This is a genomic window from Paractinoplanes polyasparticus, from assembly GCF_019710575.1.
Lineage (GTDB): Bacteria > Actinomycetota > Actinomycetes > Mycobacteriales > Micromonosporaceae > Actinoplanes > Actinoplanes polyasparticus.
The window spans coordinates 189,338-214,715 of the sequence record NZ_JAHWFK010000030.1 but is presented as its reverse complement, the minus strand read 5'-3'; the positions used below and the strand labels follow the sequence as shown (position 1 = coordinate 214,715).

The window sequence follows — 25,378 nt, the reverse complement described above, 5'->3', positions numbered from 1 at the left end:
GACCGGTGTGGGACCGGTGTGGGACCGGTGTGGGACCGGTCAGTCGGTGCCGGATTCCATGGCAGCCTGGTCGAGCAGGTCGTCCTCGACGGGGACTGAGCCGCGCGAGGCGATCTCTTCGGCGCCGCCGGCGGGCAGCGCGCCGACCAGGCCCTGCGGGCTGCCGACCATGCCGAGCCGGGCGTACTGCTCGAGCTTGGCCCGGCTGTCGGCGATGTCGAGGTTGCGCATTGTCAGCTGGCCGATCCGGTCGGCCGGGGCGAACGCCGGCGTCTCGGTGCGCTCCATCGACAGTTTGTCGGGGTGGTAGCTGAACGCGGGGCCGGTGGTGTTGAGCACCGAGTAGTCGTCGCCGCGGCGCAGCCGGAGCGTGACCTCGCCGGTGACCGCGTTGCCGACCCACCGCTGCAGGGACTCGCGCAGCATCAGCGCCTGCGGGTCGAGCCACCGGCCCTCGTACATGAGCCGGCCCAGCTTGCGGCCGTCGTTGTGGTAGCTGGTGACCGTGTCCTCGTTGTGGATCGCGTTGACCAGCCGCTCGTACGCGATGTGCAGCAGCGCCATGCCGGGCGCCTCGTAGATGCCGCGGCTCTTGGCCTCGATGATCCGGTTCTCGATCTGGTCGGACATGCCCAGGCCGTGCCGGCCGCCGATCGCGTTGACCTCGAGCACCAGGTCGACCGCGGAGCCGAACTCCTTGCCGTTGACCGTCACCGGGCGGCCCTCGACGAAGCCGACGGTCACGTCTTCGGTGGCGATCGCCACCGCGGGATCCCAGAAACGGACGCCCATGATCGGGTCGACCAGCTCGATGCCCGCGTCGAGGTGTTCCAGCGACTTGGCCTCGTGGGTGGCGCCCCAGATGTTGGCGTCGGTCGAGTACGCCTTCTCGGTCGAGTCGCGGTAGGGCAGATCGTGAGCGAGCAGCCACTCGCTCATCTCTTTGCGGCCGCCGAGCTCGGTGACGAAATCCTTGTCGAGCCACGGCTTGTAGATGCGCAGCGACGGGTTGGCCAGCAGACCGTACCGGTAGAAGCGCTCGATGTCGTTGCCCTTGAATGTCGAGCCGTCGCCCCAGATCTGCACCTGGTCTTCGAGCATGGCCCGCACGAGCAGCGTGCCGGTGACGGCCCGCCCCAGCGGCGTGGTGTTGAAGTAGGTGCGCCCGCCCGAGCGGATGTGGAACGCGCCGCAGGCCAGGGCGGCCAGCCCCTCTTCGACGAGGGCCGAGCGGCAGTCGACGAGGCGGGCCAGCTCGGCGCCGTAGGCGATGGCGCGATCGGGCACGGACGTCACATCGGGCTCGTCGTACTGGCCGATCTCGGCCGTGTATGCGCAGGGCACAGCACCCTTCTCACGCATCCACGCAACCGCCACCGACGTGTCGAGGCCACCGGAGAACGCGATGCCGACCCGCTCACCGACCGGAAGAGAAGACAGAACCTTGGTCACATGAGGATTATGCACCATCCCGCATTTTCATGCGAGCCGACACTCCCGGGCGCCGGTCACCCGATCAGTAGTTGCCCGGTGGAAGAACGACGCCGGCCCGGGCCCGCATGTCGTCATGCGAGCCCGGGCCGGCCAAACTGTGGTCAGCGTGCGAGCGGAAGGCCCTGCTTGTCGGAGAACTTGCCGATCGCGATCATGATGAAGTCGATCAGCGCCCAGACGCCGAACCCGCCGATGGTGATCAGCATGAGGACGCCGGTGCCGATCTTCCCCACGTAGAAGCGGTGCACACCGAGCGCACCGAGGAAAAAGCTGAGCAGCAGCGCGACAATCCAGGACTTCTGGCCGGTCGCAGCAGCAGTGGTGGTGGCAGTCATATCGAATTCCGTTCCTAGATCAGCATGAAAAGCCGCCGCACCATAGCGAACGCCGATGTCCGCACACAACACTCGACAGGACGCGCAACCGCGCGATGAGTCCGCTGGGAGCAGTCGTGGGCATCGAGGCCGAGTTACGGGCAGAATTCGACAGCTGGGACCGCAAGGAGGCGGCGGCCCTGCGCGCCGTGCCGTACATCCTCCTGGGGGCCTGCACCGCCGTCACGTTGCTACTGCCACTCTGGACGGAGTCGCCGCACCTGCCGGCAACGCTCGGGCTCTCCCTCGCGGCCGCGGTGTGGCTGCTGTGGCTCGGAAACACCCGGCTGACAGCCCTGTACTACGCGGTGCTCATGCTGCTGGCCGCCGCCCTGGTCACGCTCGCCCCCTGGTACGGCCTGTTCGCCTTCGTCGGCTACCCCCAGGCGTTCCAGTACCTGAAAGGCCGCTGGCGCTACGCCGGCGCGGCCGCCACCTCCATGATCATGGCGGTGTCCTACCTGGGTGGAATCGACACCCTCACCGGGGGCTTCTGGTGGGCGTGGCTCGCCATCAGCCTGATCAGCACGGTGCTGGCCGGCGGTTCCTCGTACCTCATCGAGATGGCCGACCAGCGCAATCTGCGGCAGAAACGGGCGCTCACCGAGTTGCACGAGGCGAACGCGAAGATCGAAGCCGCCCTGGAGGAGAACGCCGGCCTGCACGCCCAGCTGCTGATCCAGGCCCGCGAGGCCGGGGTGCTCGACGAGCGGCAACGGATGGCCCGCGAGATCCACGACACCCTGGCGCAGGGCCTGACCGGAATCGTCACCCAGCTACAGGCCGCGCAGCAGGCGATGGACGATCCCTCGACGCTCGACCGCCGCGTGAACAACGCGATCAACCTGGCCCGCGAAAGCCTCACCGAGGCCCGCCGGACGGTCCATGCCATGGGCCCGGAGATACTCGCCGAAGCCCAACTGCCCGACGCCATCGGCGACGTGGCCCGGCGCTGGTCAGAGGTCTACGACATAGAGGCGGTGCTGACCGTCACCGGCGACCCGCGGCCGATGCGCCCCGACCTCGAGGTGACCCTCCTCCGGGTTGCCCAGGAAGCGCTGGCCAACGTGGCCAAGCACGCGCGCGCCGGCCGAGTTGGCCTGACCCTGTCCTACATGGACGAAACGGTGAACCTGGACGTCCGGGACGACGGGACAGGTTTCGACCCCGGCGCCGATCGCCCCCGAAACACCGCTGACGGTGGTTTCGGCCTGACCGGCATGCGACAGCGACTGCAACGCCTGGCAGGCCACCTGACCATCGAGTCCCAGCCCGGCGCCGGCACGGCGCTCTCAGCCTCCATACCCGCGATTCCCACCTCAGATCGCCGGTGTGCACGACCTTGACGTCCACCTCGGTGTCGAGAAGGACGCTCGCCTGTCTTCCTGCCGTGGTGTTCGCCTTCGGAGCGTCCGTGCGCTACCGGGCCATCGCCCGCCGACAACGTCCCGGGCCGGTGCGACTGCAGTCAGCATCCCACCGCTAACGTCCAACTGTTTGGCTGGACAGGCGTAGACCCGGACCAAGCACAGCCGTCACGATCAGGGACGCGATCGCCATCACGGTGATCGCCGCGCCGGCTGTCAGAAACTCCGCGATCAGGCCGGCTGCCACTGCGCCGACTGCTTGCATCGCCATCATGCCGGCCGAGGCCAGTCCCAGCGCTTGTCCGCGCACGTCGTCGCCGGTCAGGGCGATCAATCGCTCCTGCAGCAGCAGCGATGCGGCGTATCCAACTGATGCCACCGCGACGGCGACGGCTGCTATCGGCAGAGGCAGCGGTATGACGAACAGCAGGTACGGCGCTGCGAGCAGGTACCGGAGTGGGCGGACAGAGCGAGTGCGGGAGGCCGGCGCGAGGAACCGTCCAGCGGCGACGTCGCCGCAGAGCATCCCGGCCGCGGCGGCCACGAAAAGCACCGCCGCCCGGTCTCGCGCGTACGGCACGAACAGCGCCTCGCAACCCACTACCAGGCCGTTGGGCACCCACATGGCCAGGTAAACGGCACGGCGGGACGGGTCTTTCAGCAGGTTCCGGTTGACGCGCCAGGTCGTTACGACCGACGCCGGCCCGGAAGCTCGAGCGGGCCGGGCCCGTAGACCTAACCGCACGATGAGCGCTGCTGCGAACATGAGTGCCGCGCCGGTCACCAGAGCACCGCGCGGCGAGATCAGCACGACAAGGACACCGCCGGCCGCGAACCCAGCGATCTGCATGACCCGACCGCCATGTTCAGCATCGACCGGCCGAGAAGGTACCCCTGCGGTGACAAGATCTCGGTGACCAGAGCGAACCGGGCGCCGCCGCTGATCGAGGCGGGCAGGCTGAGCGCGAACACGATGACGAACATCGCCGCGAGCGGCATGCCGGGTATGGCCAGGATGAGCCCGGCCATGCCCGCGATGGTGGCCATCGTCGTGAGGGCGGCTCGCGGCGGCACCCGATCAGCGATTGACAGCAAGGTGTTCGCGCCGATCAGCTGAGCGATCGAGGGCCCGAACATAGCCAGCGCGGACAGCAGCGGCGACTCGGTGCGGGCATACACCAGCGTGCCCAGCGACAGCGAGGTCAGCGTCGAAGCGGCCACCTGCGCGCAGGAAGCAACGAATAACGGTGTGAACTCCGCGGTACGGAAAAGCTGACGATAGCTGCGCATGGGCGCAGTCTGCGTAGCCGTCACCATCGATCGGTAAAGTTTCGCAGGGAGGCGAAACGTGGGGGTCTGGCTCGTAGATGTCGACGTGCTGGCGCGCAGCCGCTTCCGGATATCGCCCCTGGCCGAGACCGTCGCGACACTCGCCGTCCTGCACGGGCAGCCGAACCGTCCCGGGCAGCTTCCGCGGCCGACGTCCTTACGGGCCGCGTTCCGCCGCCGTGTCGCAGCCGACCCGGTCGCTGCCGCGTTCCTGGCCGGCGCCTTGCTGCCGTTCTGGGTCGCGGACTTCCTCTGCACGCCGCCCGACCGCGACGGCATGACCTTCGAGCAGGAGCTTCGCCGCATCAGCACTGCGCCAGCCGCTGCACTTCGCGCCGACCTGGCCGACGGCGACCCCGTACTCGATGGGACGGACCTGCCGGCACGGATAGCCGATCTGCTGCGCTGGGTGTGGAGCGCGGCCGTCGAGCCGGACTGGCAGCGACGGCGGCGCGCCTTCGAGGCCGACGTCGTCGCCCGCACCCGCCGACTGAGCACCGGCGGCTGGGCCAACGCGATCAACGATCTGCGTCCCAATCTGCGGTGGCTCGGGGACGGCCGGCTGCAGATCAACACCCGCGAATACCCGCCGCGCGACCTGACCGGAGCCGAGTTGGTCTTCATCCCCACCACCGGCGGTGGTTGGTCGGGGTGGGATCGCCCTCACCGCTATTCGCTCGTCTACCCCTGCACAGCGCTGCTGGCGCAAGACCCTGCACCGGCGCCGGACAGTCTGCGACGGCTCATCGGGACGACCCGGGCAACGCTCCTGTACCTGCTCGACGGCCCGATGAGCCCGACGCACCTGGTCGCTGTCACCGGATTCACGCTGGGCGCAGTCGGCAACCACCTGAAACTACTCATGCAGGCCGGGCTGATCAGCCGGCGACGGGCCGGGCGATCAGTCCTCTACTACCGCACCGAGCTGGGAGAGCTGATGACCGCCGGTTCCAACGGCACCGGAGGAAGATCCGGCCGCAAACCGCCGAACAGGATGTAAGAGCGATCTCTCCTGCGCGAGGCCCTGGTCTGATCCGACATGGGGCGATCGCGGCCCTGCCATCATCGCTACATGGACGAGCCATACCAACCATCCGCTCTACGCGTTATGGCCGAGCATGGCGGCGACGGGGTATGGGATGACGACTCGGATCATTACGGGCCGGTCGAGCTGGGCGCCCTGGGCGTGAGTGCGGGACTCGTCCAGCGGCTGCGGGTGTGGAACGGGCAGTACCAAGCAACCGCCTTGAGCGATTTCAAGTTTCCCAGCCCGGAGGACGAGCGGCGCTGGATCGACGAGGGGCTACAACTCGCCTATGAACTCCAGAACGCGCTGCCCGACATTGATATCCGCTACTCCCATGATGACGACGGCAGGCCGGTTCGCGAAAGGCGCGGCCCGTAGCCTGCGGGCGGGCGCGCGTCGCTCGGAGTTGGACCGCTGGATCGTTCCTTGATCCGATCGGCCAACTGCTTTTTCGAGCCTCAGGGAGCGGGGCGGTCGTCCAGCTGCGCTTCGAACTCATCCAGCTTGGCCGCGAAGTCGGAGGCTTCCCTGTCACGCTCGTCGTTGCTGAGGGTGTCGTACCACTGGGTGAAGCCTTCCAGTTCGGGCTCGAGTGCTTCGGCGTACGAGCCGAAGCTGAGGCCTTCCGCCAGGCTGATATTGCCTGCCAGGACTTGGCCCGCCAGTTCTCGTACGATTTCGCTGTCGCTGGCTTGCGCAAGATGCCGCAGGATTCCGTCGGTGATTTCGCGTTCTGCGTTCTCTCTCATGGTCTTCCTACGACGACGTGAGGTTGGCTGGATGCTGGTAGGCCGCGGGCAGCGGATATCGGGACACCGCGCCCGTGTCGGCAGACAGGGATTGAATCTCACCGGCGAGCAAGTTGATGACGTTGTACGCAGTGGAGATGACCAGCTTCGCCTTGGCGCCAAGCTCGTAGATCTTGTAGGCCTCGTAGGCGGCGACGGAGTAGCCGGCTACCGCACCGACGCCGGTCTCGATGGCAGCGGTTCCAGCGGAAGCGGCGATGACGCCGATCATGGCGGCGTCACCGATGTCCTTGAGGATGCCGGAGAAGGCTTCGGCAACGCGGTATGCGCCTTCGGCTGCCTTCAGGTACGAGTCCGCCAGGGCGGTCAGGCTCTCCTTCTGTGAGCTCAGGGTGGAGCCCAGATTCATGAAGTAGATGTACGCGGATTCTCCCGCATTGCCGTCCCACTGCGGGTCCAGATCGAGGTTGCCACTCGTGACATTGATTCCGATGTCCTGAATGGCATCCCCGAGATTGGCGATGGCGCCGGCCGCCTGCCAGATGGTCTCCCAGTCACCGCCGAACACCTTGGCCGCCTCACCCACGACGTCGTAGCCGGCGGCCTGCTTGATGAACTCGTTGATGATGTGGGTCGGGCTGAACCAGTCGAAGACGGTGCCCGGGTTCGAGAACGGCTGACCCCAGATGGATTCGCTGCGCTCCGCCGGTGCGGTCAGGTGGACGGTGGGGTCTCTCGAGTCGGTGAAACCCATGGTCAGCTGACCCCGGGGATCGGGCGTTGCACGGCCGGGTAGCTCTGGTCCAGACGCTGAGCTGAGTCTTCGTCGGTACGCTCGTAGTGTTTGGCCGTTTCGAAGAGGGCTTTGTGGGATGCGTCCAAGAGGCTGACCATCTGGTCCAACATCGCCCCGAGTTCCCGCCGAACTCCGGTGTGGGCGTACCCGATGGGGTTGAAGAGGCCACCTTCGATCCCCATGGCGACCTCGGGCACCTGAGCTGAGAAGTAGTCCTTGCAGTCCTGCGCGTCGTCGCGGGCGCGACTGAGCATGAAGCCGTAGTTGCGGACCGCTTCCGGTTCGACGTTCAGACTCATTGGTGAACCTCCTCCGCAGTGGCGGGCAAGCTTTATACGAGTCCGGCGCGAATGCCGAAGATCAGCAGATCGCCGAGAACGATCAGCACGGCTCCGATACCAACTCGTCGGGCCGACCGCTTGGGATCTTTGGCAGCGATGCCGAGGACGGTCACCACGACGCCGGCCACGATGAACGGAGCGGCGACGAAGATCGGCAACGCAGGGAAGTCGGGTTCCCCGACCTTGCTGGCCAGCCCTGAGAACATCAGCAGGGGCGCAACACCACAGAAGATCAGGAAGACGCCGATGTATCGGCGCAGTTCCCCCGACGGGTCGTCGCTCAGCCTGTCGTGTCTCTTCGGGGCCGACATGTCGTGGACAGTAGCGAATGGATGCGCAGGTCGTCGTCCCTGCATCAGGTGGAACGAACTCTGGCCCACCTTGCCGACCGTATTCGCCCCACAGTCGCCAACGCATCGATGCCGGCTTCACCTATAGAACGATCAACTGTATATTGACGGCCATGGCAAGCATGCGGCGACCGAGCGTTCTGATCCTGTCGGCGCTCGCTCCGGCCCCGCTGCATGGGTATGCGGTGATCAAGGAAGTGGCGCGGCTGTCGGACAACAAGACCCGCCTCGCCGCCGGCACGTTGTATGCCGCACTCGACCGGCTCAACGACGAGGGCCTGGTCGAGGTCGACCGTGAGGAGACTGTCGACGGCAGGCTCCGCCGCTACTACCGGCTGACCGATCCGGGCATCGCCGCACTGGCCGCCGAGGCCGAGCAGATGCGCCGCGACGCACAGATGGTCACCCAACGATTGAGCGGAGCCCGCCCCGCCGGTGCTCCCCGCACTGCCTGAATCGACCCCCGGTGCCATCGCCGACCCCGGAAGGGATCAACATGCCCGACGACACCCGCACCATGCGTCTGGCCCGCAGGTATCGGCGGTGGCTGTTGGCCTACCCCCGAACGTATCGACACGAGCGCGGTCCGGAGATCCTCGCGACGCTGCTCGACGCCGCTGATCCCGGCCGATCGCGGCCGGCCGCGCGCGAGGCCGCGCTGCTGCTGCGGTACGGCCTCGGCCGACGTCTCGCGGAATTCGGGCGCAGGGCGTTCGTGATCGCGGCATTGGCGGCCGTGCTCGGTGGGCTGAGCGGGATCGCGCTCGGCTCGTGGCTGGCCTGGCAGGACGTAGACCCGATGGCACCCGACAAGACCACAGCAATAGGACTCGCGCCCACGGTCCTGCCGGTCCCCTTCGACGACAGGGTCGACCAGTTCGGGCGGCACACCTTCTGGAACCCGTACAGCAAGAACACTTTGCTCGGCGGAACCGGCGTACGTGTCGGCCGGACCAGTGTGACCGGCATGATGCCCCCGCAAACCGGCGCGGAGCAGGTCGCCGCCGCCGTCACCCGGCAGATGCGCGCACACGGCTGGCAGGACGTGCAAACCACAGTCCGCCGCAATGGTCCGCAGGCTGCGCCCGCCGAGTTCGCCGAGGTGACCGGCACGCGCACCGGCTATCTCGCCGCAGTGCAAATCACCCACAACCCGTCCGGCCTGAATCTCGACCTGATGCGGGCCGAGCCGCCCGGCCACCTGCGCGACACCATCCTCGGCGGCCTGGCCGGCGCTCTGCTCGGCGCCCTGTTCGGGCTCTACACTTCGAAGCGCATGCGCCGCTACGGGCCTGGCAGGCAGCGGGCGTACTCAAGACTCTGCGTTGCCACGCTGCTGATGCTCGCCCCGGCCTGCCTGGGCAACATTCCCACCTCGACCGGCTCCCTGCTGGCCAACACCGACCGCAACGGCGCCGGTCCCTCGGTGTACTGGGGCGGTTTCGTGTTCTTAGGGGCCGAGCCGCTCGCCATCCTGTCGCTGATCCCTATCCTCGCGATCGTCGTCTGCTGCGTCTGGCCACAGCGGGCATCCGTCCGCACGCCCACCACAGCCTGAGCGCAAGGTGGCCGCCGTCGATGGAGCGCACCAGCTCAATGACCACGACGTGCTCCGCGCGGTCCACCCCAAGCAGGTCGACATGGCGACGGGCGTCGGCGAAGGCGCCGACTCCCCTGAGACGGCCAGCACGTCGTCAGCGATCGTGTCGAGCTTCGCCCGAAGCAGCCGTTGAGGATCAACGCACGGTCGTGAGCAAACCAGGTGCTGCCGTCACCGTACGTCACTATGGCGAATTGGCTTGCCGAGCGCCGCCGTCAACCAGTCAACGCCTGGCCGCGAGCCCGCGCGCCTTGTCCGCGGCATGACAGTTCACTCGAACCGCATGCGCGAAACCTCCGCAATACCCTATATAGGTTCAATCTCCAGCGGTATTTGAATATCGCACTTTAAAAACCCAATGACTCTCAGGGGATTAATTTTCGCGGAGCGTTGACACCTTCCAGGCCCTGGACGGGCCTTGGGCAGCCACGTCGTTGAGAACGCGAGCTTTTTCAAGCAGGTCAACGACCTTGCTCATCTCGGTCACCCAGCCGAACAAGGCGATCGCGTGCTTCAGCAATTCGAGCATGGCGATCGCGGCGGCGCCGGCGATCAGATCTGTGAAGTATCCAGGCTCGACAGCGACCGCGAAGCGTTCGTGTTCGGCGTCCAGTCCTTGACTGTGCCAGGCCGCTGCTGCATACGGCGCGTCGTTGATGACTTGGGCCATGGTCATCTCCGCACCGGGGCTCGCGTATACGTAGGTCGTCTGCGGCTCCGCCAGGACGTCGGGAACCGTGATGCCGCGTTCCTGGACCTGGGTGATCACAGAGTCGATACCGGTACTGACCGCCTCCATCTCGACACCGGGATTCAGCGGGATGGATTCGGCAGCGTCGCGAAACATGCGGACGGCGATACCGAGGCCTGGGCCAGTGGTGGTGTTCATCTGCTCGAAGCGGGCTGCGAGAACCACCAAGGCACGCAGGGCCGGCATTGCCTCCGTGGGCTGGTGCACGTCGATCAAGACCGTGATGCTTTTGAAGAACGCGACGGCTTGGCCGAACAGGTTGAACGCGAATTTCGATGCCTGGTGGTGTTCGAAGTCTTCGCTGACCCCGGCAGATGATCCGCCCTTTTGTAACGACATCGTCCACGCTGCCGACTACAGGGCGAGCGTTACCGGCCACCAGCAGACCTTCCAAGACCACCCGATGTGTCGTAAGCGTTCGGGGCCCACCGACAGCGGCCCCATGAGTGCGTCTGAACTTCACCGCCCCCCGCACGCGACACCTGAGCCTGCAGCGCCGCGGTGGATGTCGCGTCCGGCTGAAGGTTGCGAATGATCATGGCGCCGACAAGCAGCTCGCAAGGTAGATCCGGACGGTTTGGGCGTGATGCGTTCGGAACTACCTTGCGGAATACTCGATCCTTGGTTTGCGCCGGACCCGAGTCGCTGGCTCTTTGCCGGAACGTGCTGTGCTAATCGCCGCGTGTCGGATCGGCTGACGGATTCCGTTGACTGGCCGCCCGGGAACTGCTCGACGGTTCTGTGACGCCCGAACACGACGTGGCGGAACCTCGGCAGCGCGAGAACGACGTCCTGCGGCCGGCCACCCTCATTTCGGCGCGACCGCGACGGTCCTTTCCTGATCGCTCGCGACCGGAATTGATCGCGACCGGAATTGAAAGGAGCGGTCAGGGGACGAGGGCTACGAAGCCGAGGCCCGTCGTACGCTCCGCCAGGTCGAGGGCGCCCGCCGGGTCGTCCAGACCGACCGTGAGCAGCTCGATCGCGGAGAGGTCCAGCGCCCCGGAACGGACCAGGTTCCACACCGTGGTCACCGTTTCGTCGTCGCTCATCCAGGAGCCGCGCAGGGTGAGCCTGCGGTGCATCAGGTCGCCGTACGGGACGGTGAGGTCCTGGCGTACGCCCCCGATGAGCACAAGGGTGCCGCGCCCCCGCAAGCTGTCGTAGGCGGCCATGGTCGCGTCCGCCGTCGGCGTGGCACCAAGGGCGTCCAGAGCCACATCCACCGGGCCGATTCCTGCCGCGTCCGTCGCGCGGTCGCCGGTCAGCCGGTGGGTGCGCACGCGGGGGCCGAGCTCGGCCAGCCGCTCGAGCGCGTCGGTGTTGCGGCCCACCGCCGTCACCGTCGCCGCGCCTTCCGCCAGCGCCACCAGTACCGCCGCCCCGCCCAACTGGCCCGTCGCACCGATCACCGCGACATCGCGGCCGGCCAGCGGGCCCGCCGCATGCAGGCCCGCGGCGGCGATGCAGAGCCACGGCAGGAACGCCAGGCGGGCCGGGTCCGGATAATTCTCCGCACCGGGCAGCTTGACCATCGTCTCCTTGGCGCACAGCGCGCGCTCGGCGAAGACGCCATCATGCCAAACCGTACGCATGCGATCCGTGCGCTCGTTGCCGGTGCCAGAACCGCCCAGGCCGACCCAGCCCACCAGGATTTCGTCGCCGCCACCCGCGTCGAGCAGCGCCGTGTCCAGCACGATGTCGCCTGGGGCGACGTGGAACACGTCGGGCGCGACGTCGGTCACCCGGGCGATGCAGGAGGGACCCAAGGTGAGTGGCACGGGCAGGCCGCCGCGATTCCCCTTCACCACCGTTTTCGTATACGCCGGGAGATGCGCGGCGAGCACCTCCACGAGCACGCCACCGCCCTGCAGCGTCGGAGAGGAAACCTCAGAGAGGCGTACGTCATCGTCTGGTGAAGTAACGGTCCAAGCTCGCATAAGACAAGCTTCGCGCGACGGTAAGGTGGTATCCAGAATCGCTTTATTCTGGTACTGGGGGTTCTACCGTGAGCGTCGAACTGGGCACGTTCCTGCGCAGCCGCCGAGAGCGGATAACCCCAGCCGACACGGGCCTGCCGGTCACCGGGCGCCGCCGCACGCCCGGGCTGCGCCGCGAGGAACTGGCCCTGCTGGCCGGCATCAGCGCCACCTGGCTCACCTATCTCGAGCAGGGCCGCGACGTACGCCCCTCGGGCCAGGTGCTCGACGCTCTGGCCCGGGCATTGCGCCTGACCGCCGCCGAACAGGAGCACCTGCGCCGTCTCGCCGGTGGGGACGCGACCCCCGAGAGGGACACCCCCGAGGAGGCCGCGCCCGAGATCGCGGGCGTCCCGGCACTGCTCGGCGACAATCCCGCGTACGTCACCGGCATCTGTTACGACGTGCTCGCGATCAACGACGCCGCGGCGGAGCTGTTCGGTGGCATCGAGCCGGGTGGCAACGTCGTGCACTGGATGTTCACCGAGCGCACCGCTCGTGAGGTCCTGATCGACTGGGAGCGGGAGGCGCGCAGCATCCTGGCCCGGCTACGGGCGATCGCCGGACGCCATCCCGACCACCCACGCGTGACCCGGCTCGTGGCCGAGCTGAGCGAGGCCAGCCCCGAGGTACGCGAGTGGTGGCCGCAGTACGACATCCAGTTCAGCCACGCCGGCCGCAAGCGTTTCCGGCACCCCCGGCTAGGCGTGATCACCGTGCCGCACGCCGCATTCCACGTCGCCGAGCGACCCGAGCAGACACTGGTGGTCTACCACCTGCCGGGCACGGCATCTCGCGTTCCCTGAGCCGAACGACGCACTCTGTTCGGCATGACAGTGTGCCCGCCGGGCGTCATCACGGCGAGCGGCATCGTCCGAGTCAGTTGTCTGAGGCGGCTTCGTAGTCGTAGCCGTCCGTAGGCGCCAGGGTCAGGAGCCGGTCGAGGACGGGTTCGGTGTTGGTGCCCCACATCTTCGAGACCACCCAGGTCTTACCGTTGTCGTGCAGGGGTGTGTCGATGAACCATCGGCCGAGCCGCTTGCGGGATCCGGGGTAGGCGCTCATGAAGGCTTCCGCCAGCGCCTCGCCGGCCAGCGTTCCGTCGACCGACAGAAACCGGGACCGAGGAACGACCGTCGCAAGGTCCGCGGCAGATACACCGGCTTGGTGCAGTGCCGTGATCATCGCCAGCACTGCCCGCCGCTTGCGGAGGGGCTCGCTGCGTCCGGCCGGCGTGATGATCTCGTACGGAGTCCAGTCCCTGTTGTCGGAGCCGGCTGCCCGGGCCTGGGTTTGCCGGCGCCGTAGCTGAACGGTGAGCTGACTCGCCTCCGGCAGCGGGATGACCTGTTGCACATCGAGCAACAAGCGGTTGTCGACCTTGTACGGGGTCAGCCGGACGCATCGCACGTCGAGGCCATAGACGTCGTTGAGCCACAGCACTGTCGTGGTGATCTCTCTATCGAAGCCGGCAGCGACGAGCACCACCCGAACTTCCCTTCTCGGGACCGCTTCTTCACCGCCGACGTCTTCGAGGAATTCGGCGAGACGGCCTCGGGCTTCTTCGACCGCGTCCGGTTCCACCTTTGCGAGGAAGAGTTCGTAGTGTTCGACGAGGTCGTCGAAGGTCATGACCGAGACCATCGCCGCGTATCGCAACGCCTGCAGTTCGAGGTGGCCGCCATCGGTGGTGCGCTTCAACTCGATGACCACGATGTGACCCGCGCGGTCCACCCCCAGTAGGTCGATACGCCGTCGGGCGTCGGCGAAGGCTCCGAACTGTGATGGTCTGGGCGCTTGGTCTGGGTCAGCCGCTCGGACGGGGATGCCTCTCCTGGACCGGACCGCGAATGCCGGCCTGGTAGGCGATGACGACGAGTTGGGCGCGGTCGCGGGCGTCGAGTTTTGTCATGGCGTGGTTGACGTGGGTCTTGACGGTCAGCGGGCTGAGGGTGAGGCGCTCGGCGATCTCGGTGTTCGACAGCCCGGTGGCCACCAAGGCGACGATTTCGCGTTCGCGTTCGGTCAGGTTGTCGAGAAGGCTGGGTGTGGACGGCATGCGGTGGTCGTCGACCGCCAGGTAACGGGCGATGAGCCCGCGGGTGGCGGTGGGCGAGAGCAGGGCTTCGCCGCGGGCGATGGTGCGGATGGCGTCGATCAGGGCGTCCGGGCGGACGCTTTTGCCGAGGAATCCGCTGGCGCCGGCGCGTAGCGCTTCGAAGACGTACTCGTCGACTTCGAAGGTGGTCAGGATCAGCACTTTGACGCCGGCGAGCTCGGGGTCGGAGGAGATCCAGCGGGTGGCGGCGAGACCGTCGAGTTCCGGCATCCGGATGTCCATGAGGATGACGTCGGCACGGGCTTGACGGGCGATTCGCACGGCTTCGGTGCCGGTTGCGGCTTCGCCGACGACTGTCAGGTCGGGGGCGTTGTCGACCATCAGGCGGAGGCCGCCGCGGACGATGTCCTGGTCGTCGGCCAGCACCACTCGGACGGGGGTCATGCCGTGACTCCGGTGAGGGTGGGCAGCTCGGCGGTGACGCGGAAGCCGCCGTCGGGACGGGGGCCGGCGGAGAACCGGCCACCGAGTGCGGCGGCTCGTTCCTGCATGCCGATGAGGCCGTGCCCGGTCGTGCTGTCGGCGGCGGCTGGTCCGGCGCCGGAAGCCGACGGTCCGTCGTCGTCCACCGTCAATGTGAGGGTGCCTGGCCGGAAGTCGAGGCGGATCGATGCGGTGGTGCTCACGGCGTGCTTGGCGGTGTTGGTGAGGGATTCCTGGATGAGCCGGTAGGCGGTGAGGTCGACGGCGTCGGGGAGGGGCCTGGATGTGCCGGTGACCTCGCAGACGACCTGTAGCCCGGTCGCGGTGAAGGAGCCGATCAGTTCGTCGAGCCGGCTGAGCCGTCCGGCGGGTTCGACCGTTTCCTGGTCGCCGGGCTGGCGCAGCAGGCCGACGGTCAGTTTGAGCTCGGCGAGCGCGGCTTCGCTGGCGTTCTGGATGTGTTCCAAGGATTGACGTGCCTGCGTCAGATCGTGCCTGTCCAGCAGGAGGGTCATGGCGCCGGCTTGAACGTTGATGAGCGCGACCTGTTGGCCGACCGCGTCGTGCAACTCGCGCGCGATGCGCAACCGTTCCGCTTGGACGCGCTGGCGTGCCTCGTTCTCTCGGCCCAGGACCGCGCGACGGGTCCGCTCCTCGAGCATGGCTCGCCGCGCCCGGTTGGCCCGGATGGCCTGCCCGAGCGCGGCGGTGGCGACGACCCAGGGCAGCACCTCGACGTCGTTCAACTCGATCCTGTCGTACGCGGTGGCCACCAAGCTGCCGGCCACCAGCAGGACGACGCTCACGGTGATTGTCGCGACGGTGACCACGAGTTTGTCGCTGCGCAGGGAGAACAGGAACATCGCGACGACGAGGGCGGTGCGGGCGGGTGAGTCGGCGGCCCCGGACGGCATCGCGGCGACCACGCCCGCAGTCGCAATGGCGGGGATGAGCCAGGCCGGCCATCGCAGGGCGGGGATGACGACGAAGCCGGCCGTGACGACGACGGCGGTGATCAACGCGGTGGGCGTGAACATGGACCGGTCCGGCTCGGTGGTGATCATGACGGTGAGGAGAAGGAGGACACCGGCACCGGCCACCCGGGTGGCCGTGGGATGCGCGGCGGCCAGCCCGCGCAGCCGGTCAGCCACCTGTTCCCAGTAGGCGATCACGCGATGTCTGCCGGCCTCCGCAAGGCCTCTGGCCTGCTTGTCAGCTCCCACATGGCGACCCTAGCCAGCCCGTGCTCGCCGGAACAAACGATCTACTGCGCTCGCAGTAGGGCGCCGTCCGGAGCCACTGCGATAGCGGCGAGTGAGGTCACTGCCGCAGGCCGATGCCGGGGGCGGGCTCCGAGCGAACCATTCAGGGGTCCGTTTTTCCGGTGAGCCGGCGCGGCGAACGACCTTCTGGCCGTGCGCGCCGACATGCGCCGGCGTCGTATCCGCCACCCGTCCGCTGTCGATGCGGACAGGTGGCTCGAAAAATCCCTGAACAGGAGAAATGTCTCATGGCCTCGTTCCTTTACCGGTTGGGTCGGTTCGGCTTCCGCCGCCGGTGGTGGGTCGCCGTTGCCTGGCTGGTGGTCCTGGCCGCGACGCTGGTCGGTGCAGCCGTACTGTCCGAGCCGACGCAGGGTTCGTTCAGCATTCCCGGTACGCAGTCGCAGAAGGCGATCGATCTGCTCGCCGAGCGGTTCCCGCAGGCGTCGGCCGGCGGCGCCACCGCCCGCGTGGTGTTCGCCGCCCCCGACGGGCGAACCTTGCGCGAGCCGACGTACCGGGAGGCCGTCGAGTCCGCGATCGCCGAGTTGGAGCGGGCGCCGCAGGTTGCGTCGGTGGACGACCCGTTCCGGTCCGGCGCCGTGAACAAGCCGGGCACGATCGGGTTTGCCGAGGTCACCTACCAGGTTCCGGGCGACGACGTGTCCAAGGCCGCGCATGCCGCGCTCACGAGCGTCATCGACCGGGCTCGGGCCGGCGGGCTGACCGTCGAGGCCGGGGGTGACGCGGTGGCCGCCGAGGAGGAGCAAGGCTTCGGCGAGATCATCGGCGTGGTGGTCGCGGCGGTGGTGCTGGTGATCACGTTCGGATCGCTGATTGCGGCGGGGCTGCCGCTGCTGACCGCGATCCTCGGCATTGCCATCGGCCTCGGTGTGATCTCCGCGGTCTCCGGCTTTGTCGACCTGTCCTCCGAGACCCCGACCCTGGCGCTGATGCTCGGTCTGGCTGTCGCGATCGACTACGCGCTGTTCATCGTGTCCCGGTACCGGCACGAACTGGCCGCGGGCCGGGAACCACAGGAGGCGGCCGGCCGGGCCGTCGGTACTGCCGGCTCGGCGGTCGTGTTCGCCGGTCTCACCGTGATCATCGCCCTGGCCGCGCTGTCGGTTGTCGGCATCCCGTTCCTGACGCAGATGGGCCTGGCCGCAGCGTTCACCGTTGCTGTGTCCGTCGTGATCGCGCTGACGCTGCTGCCGGCCATGCTCGGCTTCGCCGGCCGGCGTATCGGCGGCGGACGCAAACGCGCGCTGCACAGCCGCAACGGCCACGACGGCCGCGCCACCTTCGGCGTACGGTGGGCGCGGTTGATCGCCCGTCGGCCGGTGGCGGTGCTGGTGCTCGCGATCGTCGGTCTCGGTGTGGTGGCCCTGCCCACGCTGGACATGCGGCTGGGGTTGTCGGATGACAGCACAGCGGCGAAGGACACCACTCAGGGCAAGGCGTACGGGCTACTTTCGAAGGCGTTCGGCCCGGGATTCAACGGACCGCTGATCGTCGTCGTCGACGCGCGAAGCGGTGCTGCGCCACAGGCGGCCAAGCAGGTGGCAACGCGGATCCGCGGCCTCGACGACGTCAGCGCCGTAACGGATCCGGTGTCGAACCGGGCCGGCGACACCGCGATTCTCACCGTGATCCCCGACAGCGGACCCAGCACTGAGGCGACCAAGGGTTTGGTCCAGGCGATCCGCGATCAGGACGGCGTGGCGCCGGGCGCCACCATCGCCGTCACCGGCTTCACCGCCATCAACATCGACATCTCGGCCAAGCTCGGTGACGCGCTCATCCCGTACCTTGCGGTGGTGGTCGGCTTGGCCTTCGTCCTGCTCATGCTGGTGTTCCGGTCCGTTCTGGTGCCCGTGAAGGCAACCGCCGGGTTCCTGCTCAGCATCGCGGCCACCTTCGGCGCGGTGGTGGCGGTCTTCCAGAAGGGTTGGTTCGCCGGCGCGCTGGGGGTCGATCGGGTGGGACCGATCACCAGCTTCCTGCCGATCGTCCTGATCGGCATCGTGTTCGGCCTCGCCATGGACTACCAGGTATTCCTGGTCACCCGCATGCGGGAGGAGTACGTGCACGGCGTGGCACCCCGTGAGGCGGTGATCTCCGGGTTCGGCCACGGCGCCCGGGTCGTCACCGCCGCCGCGATCATCATGATCAGCGTCTTCTCGGGGTTCATTCTCGCTCCGGACGCCATCATCAAGTCGATCGGGTTCGCCCTCGGTGTGGCGGTGCTCTTCGACGCGCTGATCATTCGCATGACCGTCGTGCCGGCGGCCATGATCCTGTTGGGCAAATTGGCCTGGTGGCTGCCGCGCTGGCTCGACAGGCTCCTGCCGGACGTGGACGTCGAGGGCGAGAAGCTGCGCCACCAGCTCGACGACGCGGCCGGATCCGACCGGTCCGCCCCCGTACCCGTGCGGGAACTCGTCTGAGCATCCCCTCGCCGGAGTGCCGCCGATCGGGGACGGCGGCACTCCGGCTTTCCTGATGAAAGACGTCGCGGTGGGCGTGCACCTGATCGCAGCCCTGGCTATGATACGTCTCTCTCATATGAGAGATACTTATGGACTCAGTGCAGCTGCTGACCCGATCCGGAGGAACACCTTGCTGTCCGAGACCCACCCCAACGCGTTGTGGCTGGCCGGCCTGTATCGAGGCGGCGCGGAGATCACGGCCGATCAGAGCCTCAGTGAAGACGAACGGCTCCAGCGCCAGCGCCAGCACATCGGCGAGGTGATGAAGCGGATGTCACCGGACTTCGTGATCCACACGGGCGGCGTGCGTCTGGCAGCGACCGGAGGATTGGATTTCCTGCGCCGCTACACCAAACGGCGCGCCGGTCTCGCCGACGCCAACGTCGAACCCGTCGGGTTCGACCAGATTCTCGCCGACGACCATTACGGCATCGTCCACGGCACGTTCCGGACGTCGCGTGGTGACTGGACCTGGACCCGTGTCGGTATGGGCGCGTGGCGCTTCCGGGACGGCGTGGCCGTCGAGCACTGGGAGCTCTCCGACGGGCCGACGTGGGACGAGTTCTTCCTCGCCGGCGACCCGGCGGCCTTCACGGGGTCGGCGGAGGAGTTCTGGACCCACGGCGCCTGACTGTCACGAGTTCACCGGGCGGCCGCTCGCCCAGGCAGGGTGCACTCGGAGCGCGGCCGCATCGTGCCTCGTGCGGACCGAGCGGTCGGACCCGCCGCGAGTCGAGGCGCTACCCTTTGCCTGCACTTTCTATGAGGCGGAGGAGGCCCGTGTCCGATCTGCAGCCCGCACTGGGCGGGGAGCGCAAGTTTCGCAGCGACACCCGCCGCAATCGTCGGCGGCTGCTCGAGGCCGTCGGTGAGCTCGCCCGTGAGGCGCCCGACGAGCTCACCATGCCGGCGATCGCTTCCCGTGCTGAGATCGGTCCTGCCACGGCATACCGTTACTTCTCCTCGATGGAGGAGGTGCTCGCCGCGTATGTGCTCAGCGTCGTCGAGGAGCTCAGGGCTTTCACCGCGACGTCGACCGCGCAGGGACGACCGCTCTTCGATGCCGTCGTGGACAAGTGGGCGGACCTTCTGGTGGCGCACGGCCCGGCGCTGGTCCAGCTTCGTTCCCGGCGGGGTTACCTGGAGCGTCTCCATGCCGGCAACGAGATCATCGTGGTCACGCGGGACGCTTGGGCCGAGCCTGTCCGCGGGCTGCTCCACGACTTGGGGCTGCCGGAGGAGATGCTCGAGTACGCGCTGTTCCTCGGCAACATGATCTTCGATCCGCGCGAGGTTCTCGACCTCCTGCAGGAGGGCGACCTGACCCGCCGGCAGGTCATCAGCCGGCTGACCGAGGCCTACGGCGGCGCGTTGCGTGGGTGGGCCCGGGCGGGCTGACCGCTGCCTCCGGAAACGTTCGCCGACGCCGTACGGCGCCGAGGCCGCGAGACGTAATTCTCACTTTATCTTCCACTCTCATGTGCTGAGGCCCGCGTCCGGGTGGTGGCCGTGGCGTACGGGCCACCACCCGAGACGGACATCAGGGTCGGTGGCGCAGGACCGCTCGTGCGGGAAGGGTGACCGCGAGCAGGGCCAGGCCGACGGCGGCCAGCGCGAACAAGCCGTACGTCAGCGGCGGGACGTAAGGCGCTTGGCCGGTCGTCCCCTGCATCATCGGGATCAGCGTCAGTGCGGCGATCCCGGAGCCGAGGATGATGCCCGCGACGGATACGAGCAGACTTTCCCAGCGGAGCATCGCGAGGACCTGGCGCCGGGTGGAGCCGACCAGGCGCAGCGTGTGCAGCTCGCGACGGCGGCCCAGGACCATCATGACCAGTGTGTTGACCGCGGCGATGGCGGCGAAGCCGCCGAGGAGCGCGGCCATGGTGTTGTTCGTCCAGGCGCCCAGCCTCGCCTCGTCGATCTGCGCGGTGGCGTAGCCGGCGGCGTCGGTGACCTCTCCCAGGGTGGCGAGCGACTCCGCCGAACCACCCCGGACCAGCAGCACACTGTCGAAGCTGGAGGTGACGTGCCCGGCCAGCGTCGACCGGTCCATGGTCATCGTGGACAGTCCGAGGCCGCGGCCGTACACCGCGATGATCTGAGGACTGGCTTCGGTTCCGTCCGGCAGGAAGAGCGGGAGCCGGTCGCCGACGTTCCGGTCCGCGGCGGTGGCCAGGGTGATGTCGATGGCGATCTGATCGCTGCCGAGCCGGTCGAGGCTGCCCTGCCGGACGTCCAGATCCTGCACCCGGGCGAGCTGGGCGCTGGAGCCGGTGACGCCCTGAACCGTCGCGCCCTGCAGCGACTTGAATTCACCGGTCCCGATCGGCACGAGCACCTGGGTGTTCACCATGGCGACCGCGGCTGTGACGCCGGGCATGCGGATGGCATCGGTGGCCGCGTTCGCCGGGAGTCCCGCCGGGTCCGTGATGACGTGGTCCGCCGTGACGCCCGCGCGACGCTGTTCGTCGGCTGCGTTGATCTCGCTGGTGTGCATGAACACGAGGGTTGAGGCGAACGCCATGGCAAGAACGATGGGCGTGATGGCCGAAGCGAGGCGGCGTGCGTTGGTACGCGAGTTGGCGACCGCGAGTCCGGCGGCCGGGCCGGCACCGCGCAAGGGCAGGCCGAAGAGGCTTGCGCCCAGTCGCGCCACGGTCGGGCCCAGCAGAGCCATGGCGAACATGAACAGCATCACGACCCCGAGCGCGGCGCCGGCCGCGTCGCTCCCGGCGGAGCGAGCCGAGACACCGGCGAGCACGATCCCGCCGGCGAGAGCGGCGAGGCCGACTGCGGTACGGATCCGGCCGGGTCGTAGCCGTTCCGCCGACGCTTCCGCGAGCGCCTGCCCAGGCTTCATCCGCGCCGGCCCGCGCCCGGCCGTCCAACCGGCGGCCAGAGCCGTCAGCAGCCCAACGGCGACCGCGGCGAGCAACGGCAACGCCGAGACGTGCAGTTGTACCGCCGCGGGTATGGCGCCGCGGTCCTGCAACTGCCCGAACCACCAGTGGGCGAGCCCGAGACCGGGAAGGAGGCCGGCAATCCCGGCGAGCGGCGCGATCAGCAGAGCCTCGGCGGCGACGGCGCGGCGAATCTGCCGGGGGGTGGCCCCGATGGCGCGCAGCAGCGCGAACTCTCGGGCCCGTTGGGACACCGACAAGGCCACCGTTGCCGCGGCGGTGAAGATGGCCACGATGGTGGCGATGCCGCCGAACGAGCCGCCGATGCCGAAGAGCATGTCTTTGGCGTACCCGAGTCCGGGATCCTCGACGGCGCCGCGGTCGTCGCCCGCATGCACCAGCACTCCGGTGCCGGCCAGGACCTCGGTCACCGAGCGGGCAAGCTCAGCGGCATCGGTGCCCGGCGTCGCCAGCACCGCGATGGCGTCGGCTTTGCCCGGATGACCGCCGAGGGTGGCGGCCTGGGTGTCGGCGAACCAGGCAACTGCCTCCCCAGCGCCTGCGGCACCGGCGATGTCGGCGATCCCGGACACCCGGAATTGTTGCCGTCCGGCGGCTGTCTCGAGCTGAACGGATTCACCGGAGGCGGCCCGCACGGCGTGAGCGGCACCGCGGCTGAGCACGACCTCACCGGCGCCAGGCGCGGCGCCGGTAGCCAAGGTCGTGCTGGTGAAACGGTGCGAGCCCCACCCGTGCCCAGTGAGCACGCCGCCGGGCACGGACCTTCCGGCCGTGCGTACGGGAAAGGTGTAGTCGGCGACCGCCATGGCCGCGCCCGTTGCGGTTTCGGCCTTCGCGGTGAGGGCGGCATCCAGCCGCGCCGTGTCCGGCAGCGGCACCGCTTCCCTCTCCAGGTCCTCGCCGCTGCCGGTGACGACGTACTCGTACTGGTCCGCGGCCACGATGACAGGTGCGCCCGCGTAGCGCTGCGGCGGCACCGACGCGCGCAGGCTGGTCTCGAGAAGAACGCCACAGGCGGAGACGATCAGCGCGGACATCAGCAGGGCGAGGAAGGTTCCGGCGAACGACACCGGCTTGAACCGGACGACGGCACGCGCGAGTCCGTTGGGACGCATCATGACGCCGCGCTCGCCATCGCACTCGAGCGGATGCTGGAACTCAGGGCGGTCATCCGTACTGCGATCTGTTCCGCCGAACCACGCTCCAGGTGGCTCGCGAAAGCGCCGTTCACGAGGAACAACACACGGTCCGCCCACGACGCGGCGACCGGGTCGTGGGTGACCATGACGACGGTGGCGCCGATGTCGTCCACCGCGTGCCGGAGCAGGCCCAGCACCTCGGCGGCGGTGCCGGTGTCCAGGGCGCCGGTGGGCTCGTCCGCGAAAATCACGTCCGGGCCGGTGATCAGGGCGCGAGCCACGGCCACCCGCTGTTGCTGGCCGCCGGACAGCTCGGCGGGCCGGCGCCCTGCCTTGTCGGCCAGCCCGACCTGGGCGAGCACCTCGGCCGCCCGGCGGTGGTCCTGACGCTGCCCGGCCAGCCGCATGGGCAACAGGACATTTTGTTCCGCGGTGAGCGACGGCAACAGATTGAACGCCTGGAACACGAAGCCCAGCCGGCTGCGGCGAAGCTCGGTCAGCTCGTTCTCGTTCATGCCGGTGATCTCCGTGCCGCCGAGTCGCACGGAACCCTCCGACGGCCGGTCCAACCCCGCCGCACATTGCAGAAAGGTGGACTTGCCGGACCCCGAGGGGCCCATGACCGCCGTGAAGGAGCCGCGCGGCAGGGCCAGGTCGATTCCCGCGAGAGCGTGCACCGTGGTCGCGCCGCGGCCATAGCGCCGCCGGACTCCGCGCAACTCCACCGCGAGACCGGAATCAGCGGCCGGAGCGACTGGAGCGGCCGGAGTCGCGGCCGTGCTTCGCCGCTTCTTTCTGCGTAGCTTCATTGCCGCCCTTTCATGGCACTTCTTGCGTACGGGAGGCAGGTTGCCGGATCGGGAGCGTGCCTCGCATCGTCCCTGGGGAGCGGCTGGACTACTGCGTCCGCAGTAGGCGAAGCACACGCCCGGACGGTCGCGCCGGGCCCACCGTCCCGGACCGTTGTGGTCGACGACTCCGTACGTTATGGTCGCCTCATATGAGACAGATCTCTTACTTTAGGTGGCAGCCATCGTGTTTATCGTCGCGGCGACGGACAGCGTGGTCATCGCTCCGGAATGGGACCGGGCGGCAGCGGAGGAGATACGCCGGCTGGGCGAGGTGCCGGCGGCAAACGTCGGCGACGCCTTGCAGCGGATGACCGTCATGGACGGCGGTATCCGGCTCCTCACCGAGCGCGCCGCGCTGCTCGGGACCGCGCTGACCGTGGACGTGCGGTCGGGCGACAACCTCGCCATCCATCGGGCCCTCGACGAGGCCCGGCCGGGTGACGTCCTGGTCGTCAACGGTCACGGCGACATGACCCGGGCGCTCATCGGCGACCTCATCGGCGAGATCATGGTGAACGCCGGGGTTGTCGGCGCCGTGATCGACGGGGCCGTTCGCGACGTCCGGGCGCTGTCCGAGATGGGCCTGGCCGTGTATGCGCGGGCGGTCACCCCCGCCGGGCCCTTCAAGGACGGTCCCGGCCTCATCGGAGTTCCGGTCGCGGTCGGCGGCATGGTCGTGGCGGCAGGTGACGTGCTCGTCGGTGACGCCGACGGCGTGGTCGTCGTTCCACGGGACCGCGTGCCGGACGTCGTAGCCGCCGTCGACGGGATAGGCGGGAAGGAGGAGGCGCTCCGGCAGCGCATCCTCGCCGCACGCGGCGACCGTACGCAGGCAGCCCGATGACTCGCGTGCGGCCGGCCAGGCGGATCGAGGATCTGCGTCGCTGCTCGCGACGCCCGGCCCTCGCCCCGGCACCGCCGGGGTCGGTTTCGCTGGCGATGGGGGAGCCGGACCACGCCACGCCGCTTCCGGTCGTCGAGGCCGCCATGGCGGCCTTGCGCAAGGGCGAGACCCACTATGCCGACCAGCAGGGTCTGCGGATACTGCGCGCGGAGCTCGCGTCCCGGTTGCCGGCCGGTCCGGGCCGGAGCTGGACCGCGGACGACGTCCTGGTCACCCATGGCGCCACGGCTGCGCTGACGGCCGTCGTGCTCGCGATGATCGGTCCTGGTGATCGCGTGGTGATCCCGGAGCCCGCCTATTCGCTGTATGCCGACCTCGTCGTTCTCGCCGGAGGGACCGTGGATTTCGTCCCGCTGGCACCCGACCTGCACTGGGATCTCGACGCGCTGGCCCGGGCGCTGCCCGGCGCCGCGATGATGCTCTTCTCGAATCCGTCGAACCCCACCGGGATCGTGCACAGCAGGCAAGAGCTCGAAGTGCTCGGCGCGCTCCTCGAGGGCACCGACGTGCTGGTCGTCAGCGACGAGGCGTACCACCGGCTGGTCTATCCGGGGCATGTGCTGACCTCGGCCCTGCAAGTCCAGTCGTTGTCGGACCGCACCGTGTACGTGCAGACGTTCTCCAAGACGTACGCGATGACCGGCTGGCGGGTGGGGTATCTGGCGGGTCCGCGCGAGGTCGTCGACGCGGCGGCGCAGACGCACCGAACCAGCAACGGCTCGGTGAACACGGCGGTCCAGTACGCGGCCCTCGCTGCTCTCGACCTACCGGACGGTGTCGTCGACGACATGGCCGACACGTACCGGCGACGCCGCGAGATCGTGATGGCGTACCTGTCCGGCGTTCCCGGCCTGCACCTGACCCCGCCGGAAGGGGCGTTCTACGGGTTCCTCCGCTATGACGCCGACCGGCCCTCCGAGGTGATCGCCCGAGAACTCGCCGAGCGGCAGGTGATGGTCCGGGCGGGAGCGGAGTACGGACCCTCCGGTGAGAGGCACGTCCGGATCTCGTTCGCGGCCTCGGCCGACGACCTGCGGACCGGGCTGGAGCGCATCGTCGCTCACCTCGGCGACCCGGGAACGTAGGCCGATGCCGTTCAGCACGCAT

At 68.4% G+C, this 25,378-nt stretch carries 27 protein-coding genes; 12 read left to right on the top strand and 15 right to left on the bottom strand.

Features of this window, described 5'->3' with window-relative positions:
- Nucleotides 1-39: 39 nt before the first annotated feature.
- Both argG and KXC43_RS26930 read right to left on the bottom strand, forming a co-directional pair.
- The gene (argG, locus tag KXC43_RS26935) at nt 40-1,452 is read right to left on the bottom strand and encodes an argininosuccinate synthase (protein WP_221378934.1); all 1,413 of its coding nucleotides are present in this window, start codon (nt 1,450-1,452) and stop codon (nt 40-42) included.
- Between the two features lie 143 nt (nt 1,453-1,595).
- Complete coding sequence (locus KXC43_RS26930) at nt 1,596-1,829, bottom strand: TM2 domain-containing protein (RefSeq protein WP_221378933.1); 234 nt, start codon at nt 1,827-1,829, stop codon at nt 1,596-1,598.
- 116 nt (nt 1,830-1,945) lie between these two features.
- On the opposite strand from KXC43_RS26930, the gene KXC43_RS26925 reads away from it, so the two are divergent.
- Entirely contained in the window at nt 1,946-3,214 is a 1,269-nt protein-coding gene (locus KXC43_RS26925) for a sensor histidine kinase (protein ID WP_308129267.1), read from the top strand.
- A 136-nt stretch (nt 3,215-3,350) separates the two neighbouring features.
- Here the strand turns inward: KXC43_RS26925 and KXC43_RS51290 are convergent, their stop codons facing one another.
- Nucleotides 3,351-4,085 (bottom strand): MFS transporter, encoded by a 735-nt coding sequence (locus KXC43_RS51290; RefSeq protein ID WP_255644859.1) that lies wholly within the window; start codon nt 4,083-4,085, stop codon nt 3,351-3,353.
- A complete protein-coding gene (locus KXC43_RS51285) occupies nt 4,040-4,525 on the bottom strand; it encodes an MFS transporter (RefSeq protein ID WP_255644858.1) in 486 nt (161 codons plus the stop codon). Before KXC43_RS51285 ends, KXC43_RS51290 begins: the two co-directional genes overlap by 46 nt.
- Nucleotides 4,526-4,583: 58 nt before the next feature.
- Here KXC43_RS51285 and KXC43_RS26915 point away from each other — a divergent pair, with 58 nt between their 5' ends.
- On the top strand, nt 4,584-5,564 hold the full coding sequence (locus tag KXC43_RS26915; RefSeq protein ID WP_221378931.1) for an ArsR/SmtB family transcription factor: 981 nt from the start codon (nt 4,584-4,586) through the stop codon (nt 5,562-5,564).
- Between the two features lie 72 nt (nt 5,565-5,636).
- Nucleotides 5,637-5,969 (top strand): immunity protein CdiI family protein, encoded by a 333-nt coding sequence (locus tag KXC43_RS26910; RefSeq protein WP_221378930.1) that lies wholly within the window; start codon nt 5,637-5,639, stop codon nt 5,967-5,969.
- An 80-nt stretch (nt 5,970-6,049) separates the two neighbouring features.
- On the opposite strand, the gene KXC43_RS26905 is transcribed toward KXC43_RS26910, so the two are convergent.
- The 4 genes from KXC43_RS26905 to KXC43_RS26890 are packed head-to-tail and all read right to left on the bottom strand — an operon-like array spanning nt 6,050 to nt 7,788.
- Complete coding sequence (locus KXC43_RS26905) at nt 6,050-6,340, bottom strand: hypothetical protein (protein ID WP_221378929.1); 291 nt, start codon at nt 6,338-6,340, stop codon at nt 6,050-6,052.
- Nucleotides 6,341-6,347: 7 nt separating this feature from the next.
- Nucleotides 6,348-7,094: a hypothetical protein gene (locus KXC43_RS26900; protein WP_221378928.1), complete on the bottom strand. Its 747-nt coding sequence runs from the start codon at nt 7,092-7,094 to the stop codon at nt 6,348-6,350.
- A gap of 2 nt (nt 7,095-7,096) precedes the next feature.
- Nucleotides 7,097-7,435 (bottom strand): type VII secretion target, encoded by a 339-nt coding sequence (locus KXC43_RS26895; RefSeq protein WP_221378927.1) that lies wholly within the window; start codon nt 7,433-7,435, stop codon nt 7,097-7,099.
- Between the two features lie 32 nt (nt 7,436-7,467).
- On the bottom strand, nt 7,468-7,788 hold the full coding sequence (locus KXC43_RS26890) for a hypothetical protein (RefSeq protein ID WP_221378926.1): 321 nt from the start codon (nt 7,786-7,788) through the stop codon (nt 7,468-7,470).
- A 152-nt stretch (nt 7,789-7,940) separates the two neighbouring features.
- Between KXC43_RS26890 and KXC43_RS26885 the strand changes: the two genes are divergently transcribed.
- From KXC43_RS26885 to KXC43_RS26875, 3 genes are read left to right on the top strand one after another with little or no spacing between them, the layout of a single operon-like run.
- On the top strand, nt 7,941-8,282 hold the full coding sequence (locus tag KXC43_RS26885) for a PadR family transcriptional regulator (protein ID WP_255644857.1): 342 nt from the start codon (nt 7,941-7,943) through the stop codon (nt 8,280-8,282).
- Between the two features lie 41 nt (nt 8,283-8,323).
- Nucleotides 8,324-9,385 carry a hypothetical protein gene (locus tag KXC43_RS26880; protein ID WP_221378925.1) on the top strand — a complete coding sequence of 354 codons (1,062 nt, stop codon included), beginning with the start codon at nt 8,324-8,326 and terminating at the stop codon, nt 9,383-9,385.
- Between the two features lie 7 nt (nt 9,386-9,392).
- A complete protein-coding gene (locus KXC43_RS26875; protein WP_221378924.1) occupies nt 9,393-9,560 on the top strand; it encodes a hypothetical protein in 168 nt (55 codons plus the stop codon).
- Between the two features lie 240 nt (nt 9,561-9,800).
- On the opposite strand, the gene KXC43_RS26870 is transcribed toward KXC43_RS26875, so the two are convergent.
- Both KXC43_RS26870 and KXC43_RS26865 read right to left on the bottom strand, forming a co-directional pair.
- Complete coding sequence (locus KXC43_RS26870; RefSeq protein WP_221378923.1) at nt 9,801-10,517, bottom strand: hypothetical protein; 717 nt, start codon at nt 10,515-10,517, stop codon at nt 9,801-9,803.
- 548 nt (nt 10,518-11,065) lie between these two features.
- Nucleotides 11,066-12,031, bottom strand: a complete 966-nt coding sequence (locus KXC43_RS26865; RefSeq protein WP_308129266.1) for a zinc-binding dehydrogenase — start codon at nt 12,029-12,031, stop codon at nt 11,066-11,068.
- A gap of 155 nt (nt 12,032-12,186) precedes the next feature.
- On the opposite strand from KXC43_RS26865, the gene KXC43_RS26860 reads away from it, so the two are divergent.
- Nucleotides 12,187-12,963: a helix-turn-helix transcriptional regulator gene (locus KXC43_RS26860; RefSeq protein WP_221378921.1), complete on the top strand. Its 777-nt coding sequence runs from the start codon at nt 12,187-12,189 to the stop codon at nt 12,961-12,963.
- A gap of 73 nt (nt 12,964-13,036) precedes the next feature.
- Here the strand turns inward: KXC43_RS26860 and KXC43_RS26855 are convergent, their stop codons facing one another.
- The 3 genes from KXC43_RS26855 to KXC43_RS52825 form a co-directional block, all read right to left on the bottom strand.
- Nucleotides 13,037-13,858, bottom strand: a complete 822-nt coding sequence (locus tag KXC43_RS26855) for a hypothetical protein (RefSeq protein ID WP_221378920.1) — start codon at nt 13,856-13,858, stop codon at nt 13,037-13,039.
- A gap of 106 nt (nt 13,859-13,964) precedes the next feature.
- Entirely contained in the window at nt 13,965-14,660 is a 696-nt protein-coding gene (locus tag KXC43_RS26850) for a response regulator (protein WP_221378919.1), read from the bottom strand.
- Nucleotides 14,657-15,871, bottom strand: a complete 1,215-nt coding sequence (locus KXC43_RS52825) for a sensor histidine kinase (protein ID WP_221378918.1) — start codon at nt 15,869-15,871, stop codon at nt 14,657-14,659. Before KXC43_RS52825 ends, KXC43_RS26850 begins: the two co-directional genes overlap by 4 nt.
- 338 nt (nt 15,872-16,209) lie before the next feature.
- Between KXC43_RS52825 and KXC43_RS26840 the strand changes: the two genes are divergently transcribed.
- From KXC43_RS26840 to KXC43_RS26830, 3 genes are all read left to right on the top strand, one after another.
- The gene (locus KXC43_RS26840; protein ID WP_221378917.1) at nt 16,210-18,411 is read left to right on the top strand and encodes an MMPL family transporter; all 2,202 of its coding nucleotides are present in this window, start codon (nt 16,210-16,212) and stop codon (nt 18,409-18,411) included.
- A 16-nt stretch (nt 18,412-18,427) separates the two neighbouring features.
- Nucleotides 18,428-19,084: a hypothetical protein gene (locus tag KXC43_RS26835; RefSeq protein ID WP_221378916.1), complete on the top strand. Its 657-nt coding sequence runs from the start codon at nt 18,428-18,430 to the stop codon at nt 19,082-19,084.
- 149 nt (nt 19,085-19,233) lie between these two features.
- The gene (locus KXC43_RS26830; protein ID WP_221378915.1) at nt 19,234-19,851 is read left to right on the top strand and encodes a TetR/AcrR family transcriptional regulator; all 618 of its coding nucleotides are present in this window, start codon (nt 19,234-19,236) and stop codon (nt 19,849-19,851) included.
- Nucleotides 19,852-19,993: 142 nt separating this feature from the next.
- Here KXC43_RS26830 and KXC43_RS26825 read toward each other — a convergent pair whose 3' ends face one another.
- Both KXC43_RS26825 and KXC43_RS26820 read right to left on the bottom strand, forming a co-directional pair.
- Entirely contained in the window at nt 19,994-22,495 is a 2,502-nt protein-coding gene (locus KXC43_RS26825; RefSeq protein ID WP_221378914.1) for an ABC transporter permease, read from the bottom strand.
- Nucleotides 22,492-23,241: an ABC transporter ATP-binding protein gene (locus tag KXC43_RS26820; protein WP_308129265.1), complete on the bottom strand. Its 750-nt coding sequence runs from the start codon at nt 23,239-23,241 to the stop codon at nt 22,492-22,494. Before KXC43_RS26820 ends, KXC43_RS26825 begins: the two co-directional genes overlap by 4 nt.
- 310 nt (nt 23,242-23,551) lie before the next feature.
- On the opposite strand from KXC43_RS26820, the gene KXC43_RS26815 reads away from it, so the two are divergent.
- A complete protein-coding gene (locus KXC43_RS26815) occupies nt 23,552-24,211 on the top strand; it encodes an RraA family protein (RefSeq protein ID WP_221378912.1) in 660 nt (219 codons plus the stop codon).
- A gap of 95 nt (nt 24,212-24,306) precedes the next feature.
- Nucleotides 24,307-25,356: a pyridoxal phosphate-dependent aminotransferase gene (locus KXC43_RS26810; RefSeq protein WP_221378911.1), complete on the top strand. Its 1,050-nt coding sequence runs from the start codon at nt 24,307-24,309 to the stop codon at nt 25,354-25,356.
- Nucleotides 25,357-25,378: the final 22 nt, after the last annotated feature.

Excerpts from the sequence above, each read along its gene's own strand:
- KXC43_RS26930 (WP_221378933.1), bottom strand. The coding sequence starts at position 1,829 with ATGACTGCCACCACCACTGCTGCTGCGACCGGCCAGAAGTCCTGGATT.
- KXC43_RS51290 (WP_255644859.1), bottom strand. The coding sequence starts at position 4,085 with ATGCAGATCGCTGGGTTCGCGGCCGGCGGTGTCCTTGTCGTGCTGATC.
- KXC43_RS51285 (WP_255644858.1), bottom strand. The coding sequence starts at position 4,525 with ATGCGCAGCTATCGTCAGCTTTTCCGTACCGCGGAGTTCACACCGTTA.
- KXC43_RS26910 (WP_221378930.1), top strand. The coding sequence starts at position 5,637 with ATGGACGAGCCATACCAACCATCCGCTCTACGCGTTATGGCCGAGCAT.
- KXC43_RS26905 (WP_221378929.1), bottom strand. The coding sequence starts at position 6,340 with ATGAGAGAGAACGCAGAACGCGAAATCACCGACGGAATCCTGCGGCAT.
- KXC43_RS26900 (WP_221378928.1), bottom strand. The coding sequence starts at position 7,094 with ATGGGTTTCACCGACTCGAGAGACCCCACCGTCCACCTGACCGCACCG.
- KXC43_RS26895 (WP_221378927.1), bottom strand. The coding sequence starts at position 7,435 with ATGAGTCTGAACGTCGAACCGGAAGCGGTCCGCAACTACGGCTTCATG.
- KXC43_RS26890 (WP_221378926.1), bottom strand. The coding sequence starts at position 7,788 with ATGTCGGCCCCGAAGAGACACGACAGGCTGAGCGACGACCCGTCGGGG.
- KXC43_RS26885 (WP_255644857.1), top strand. The coding sequence starts at position 7,941 with ATGGCAAGCATGCGGCGACCGAGCGTTCTGATCCTGTCGGCGCTCGCT.
- KXC43_RS26880 (WP_221378925.1), top strand. The coding sequence starts at position 8,324 with ATGCCCGACGACACCCGCACCATGCGTCTGGCCCGCAGGTATCGGCGG.
- KXC43_RS26870 (WP_221378923.1), bottom strand. The coding sequence starts at position 10,517 with ATGTCGTTACAAAAGGGCGGATCATCTGCCGGGGTCAGCGAAGACTTC.
- KXC43_RS26850 (WP_221378919.1), bottom strand. The coding sequence starts at position 14,660 with ATGACCCCCGTCCGAGTGGTGCTGGCCGACGACCAGGACATCGTCCGC.
- KXC43_RS26840 (WP_221378917.1), top strand. The coding sequence starts at position 16,210 with ATGGCCTCGTTCCTTTACCGGTTGGGTCGGTTCGGCTTCCGCCGCCGG.
- KXC43_RS26825 (WP_221378914.1), bottom strand. The coding sequence starts at position 22,495 with ATGATGCGTCCCAACGGACTCGCGCGTGCCGTCGTCCGGTTCAAGCCG.
- KXC43_RS26810 (WP_221378911.1), top strand. The coding sequence starts at position 24,307 with ATGGGGGAGCCGGACCACGCCACGCCGCTTCCGGTCGTCGAGGCCGCC.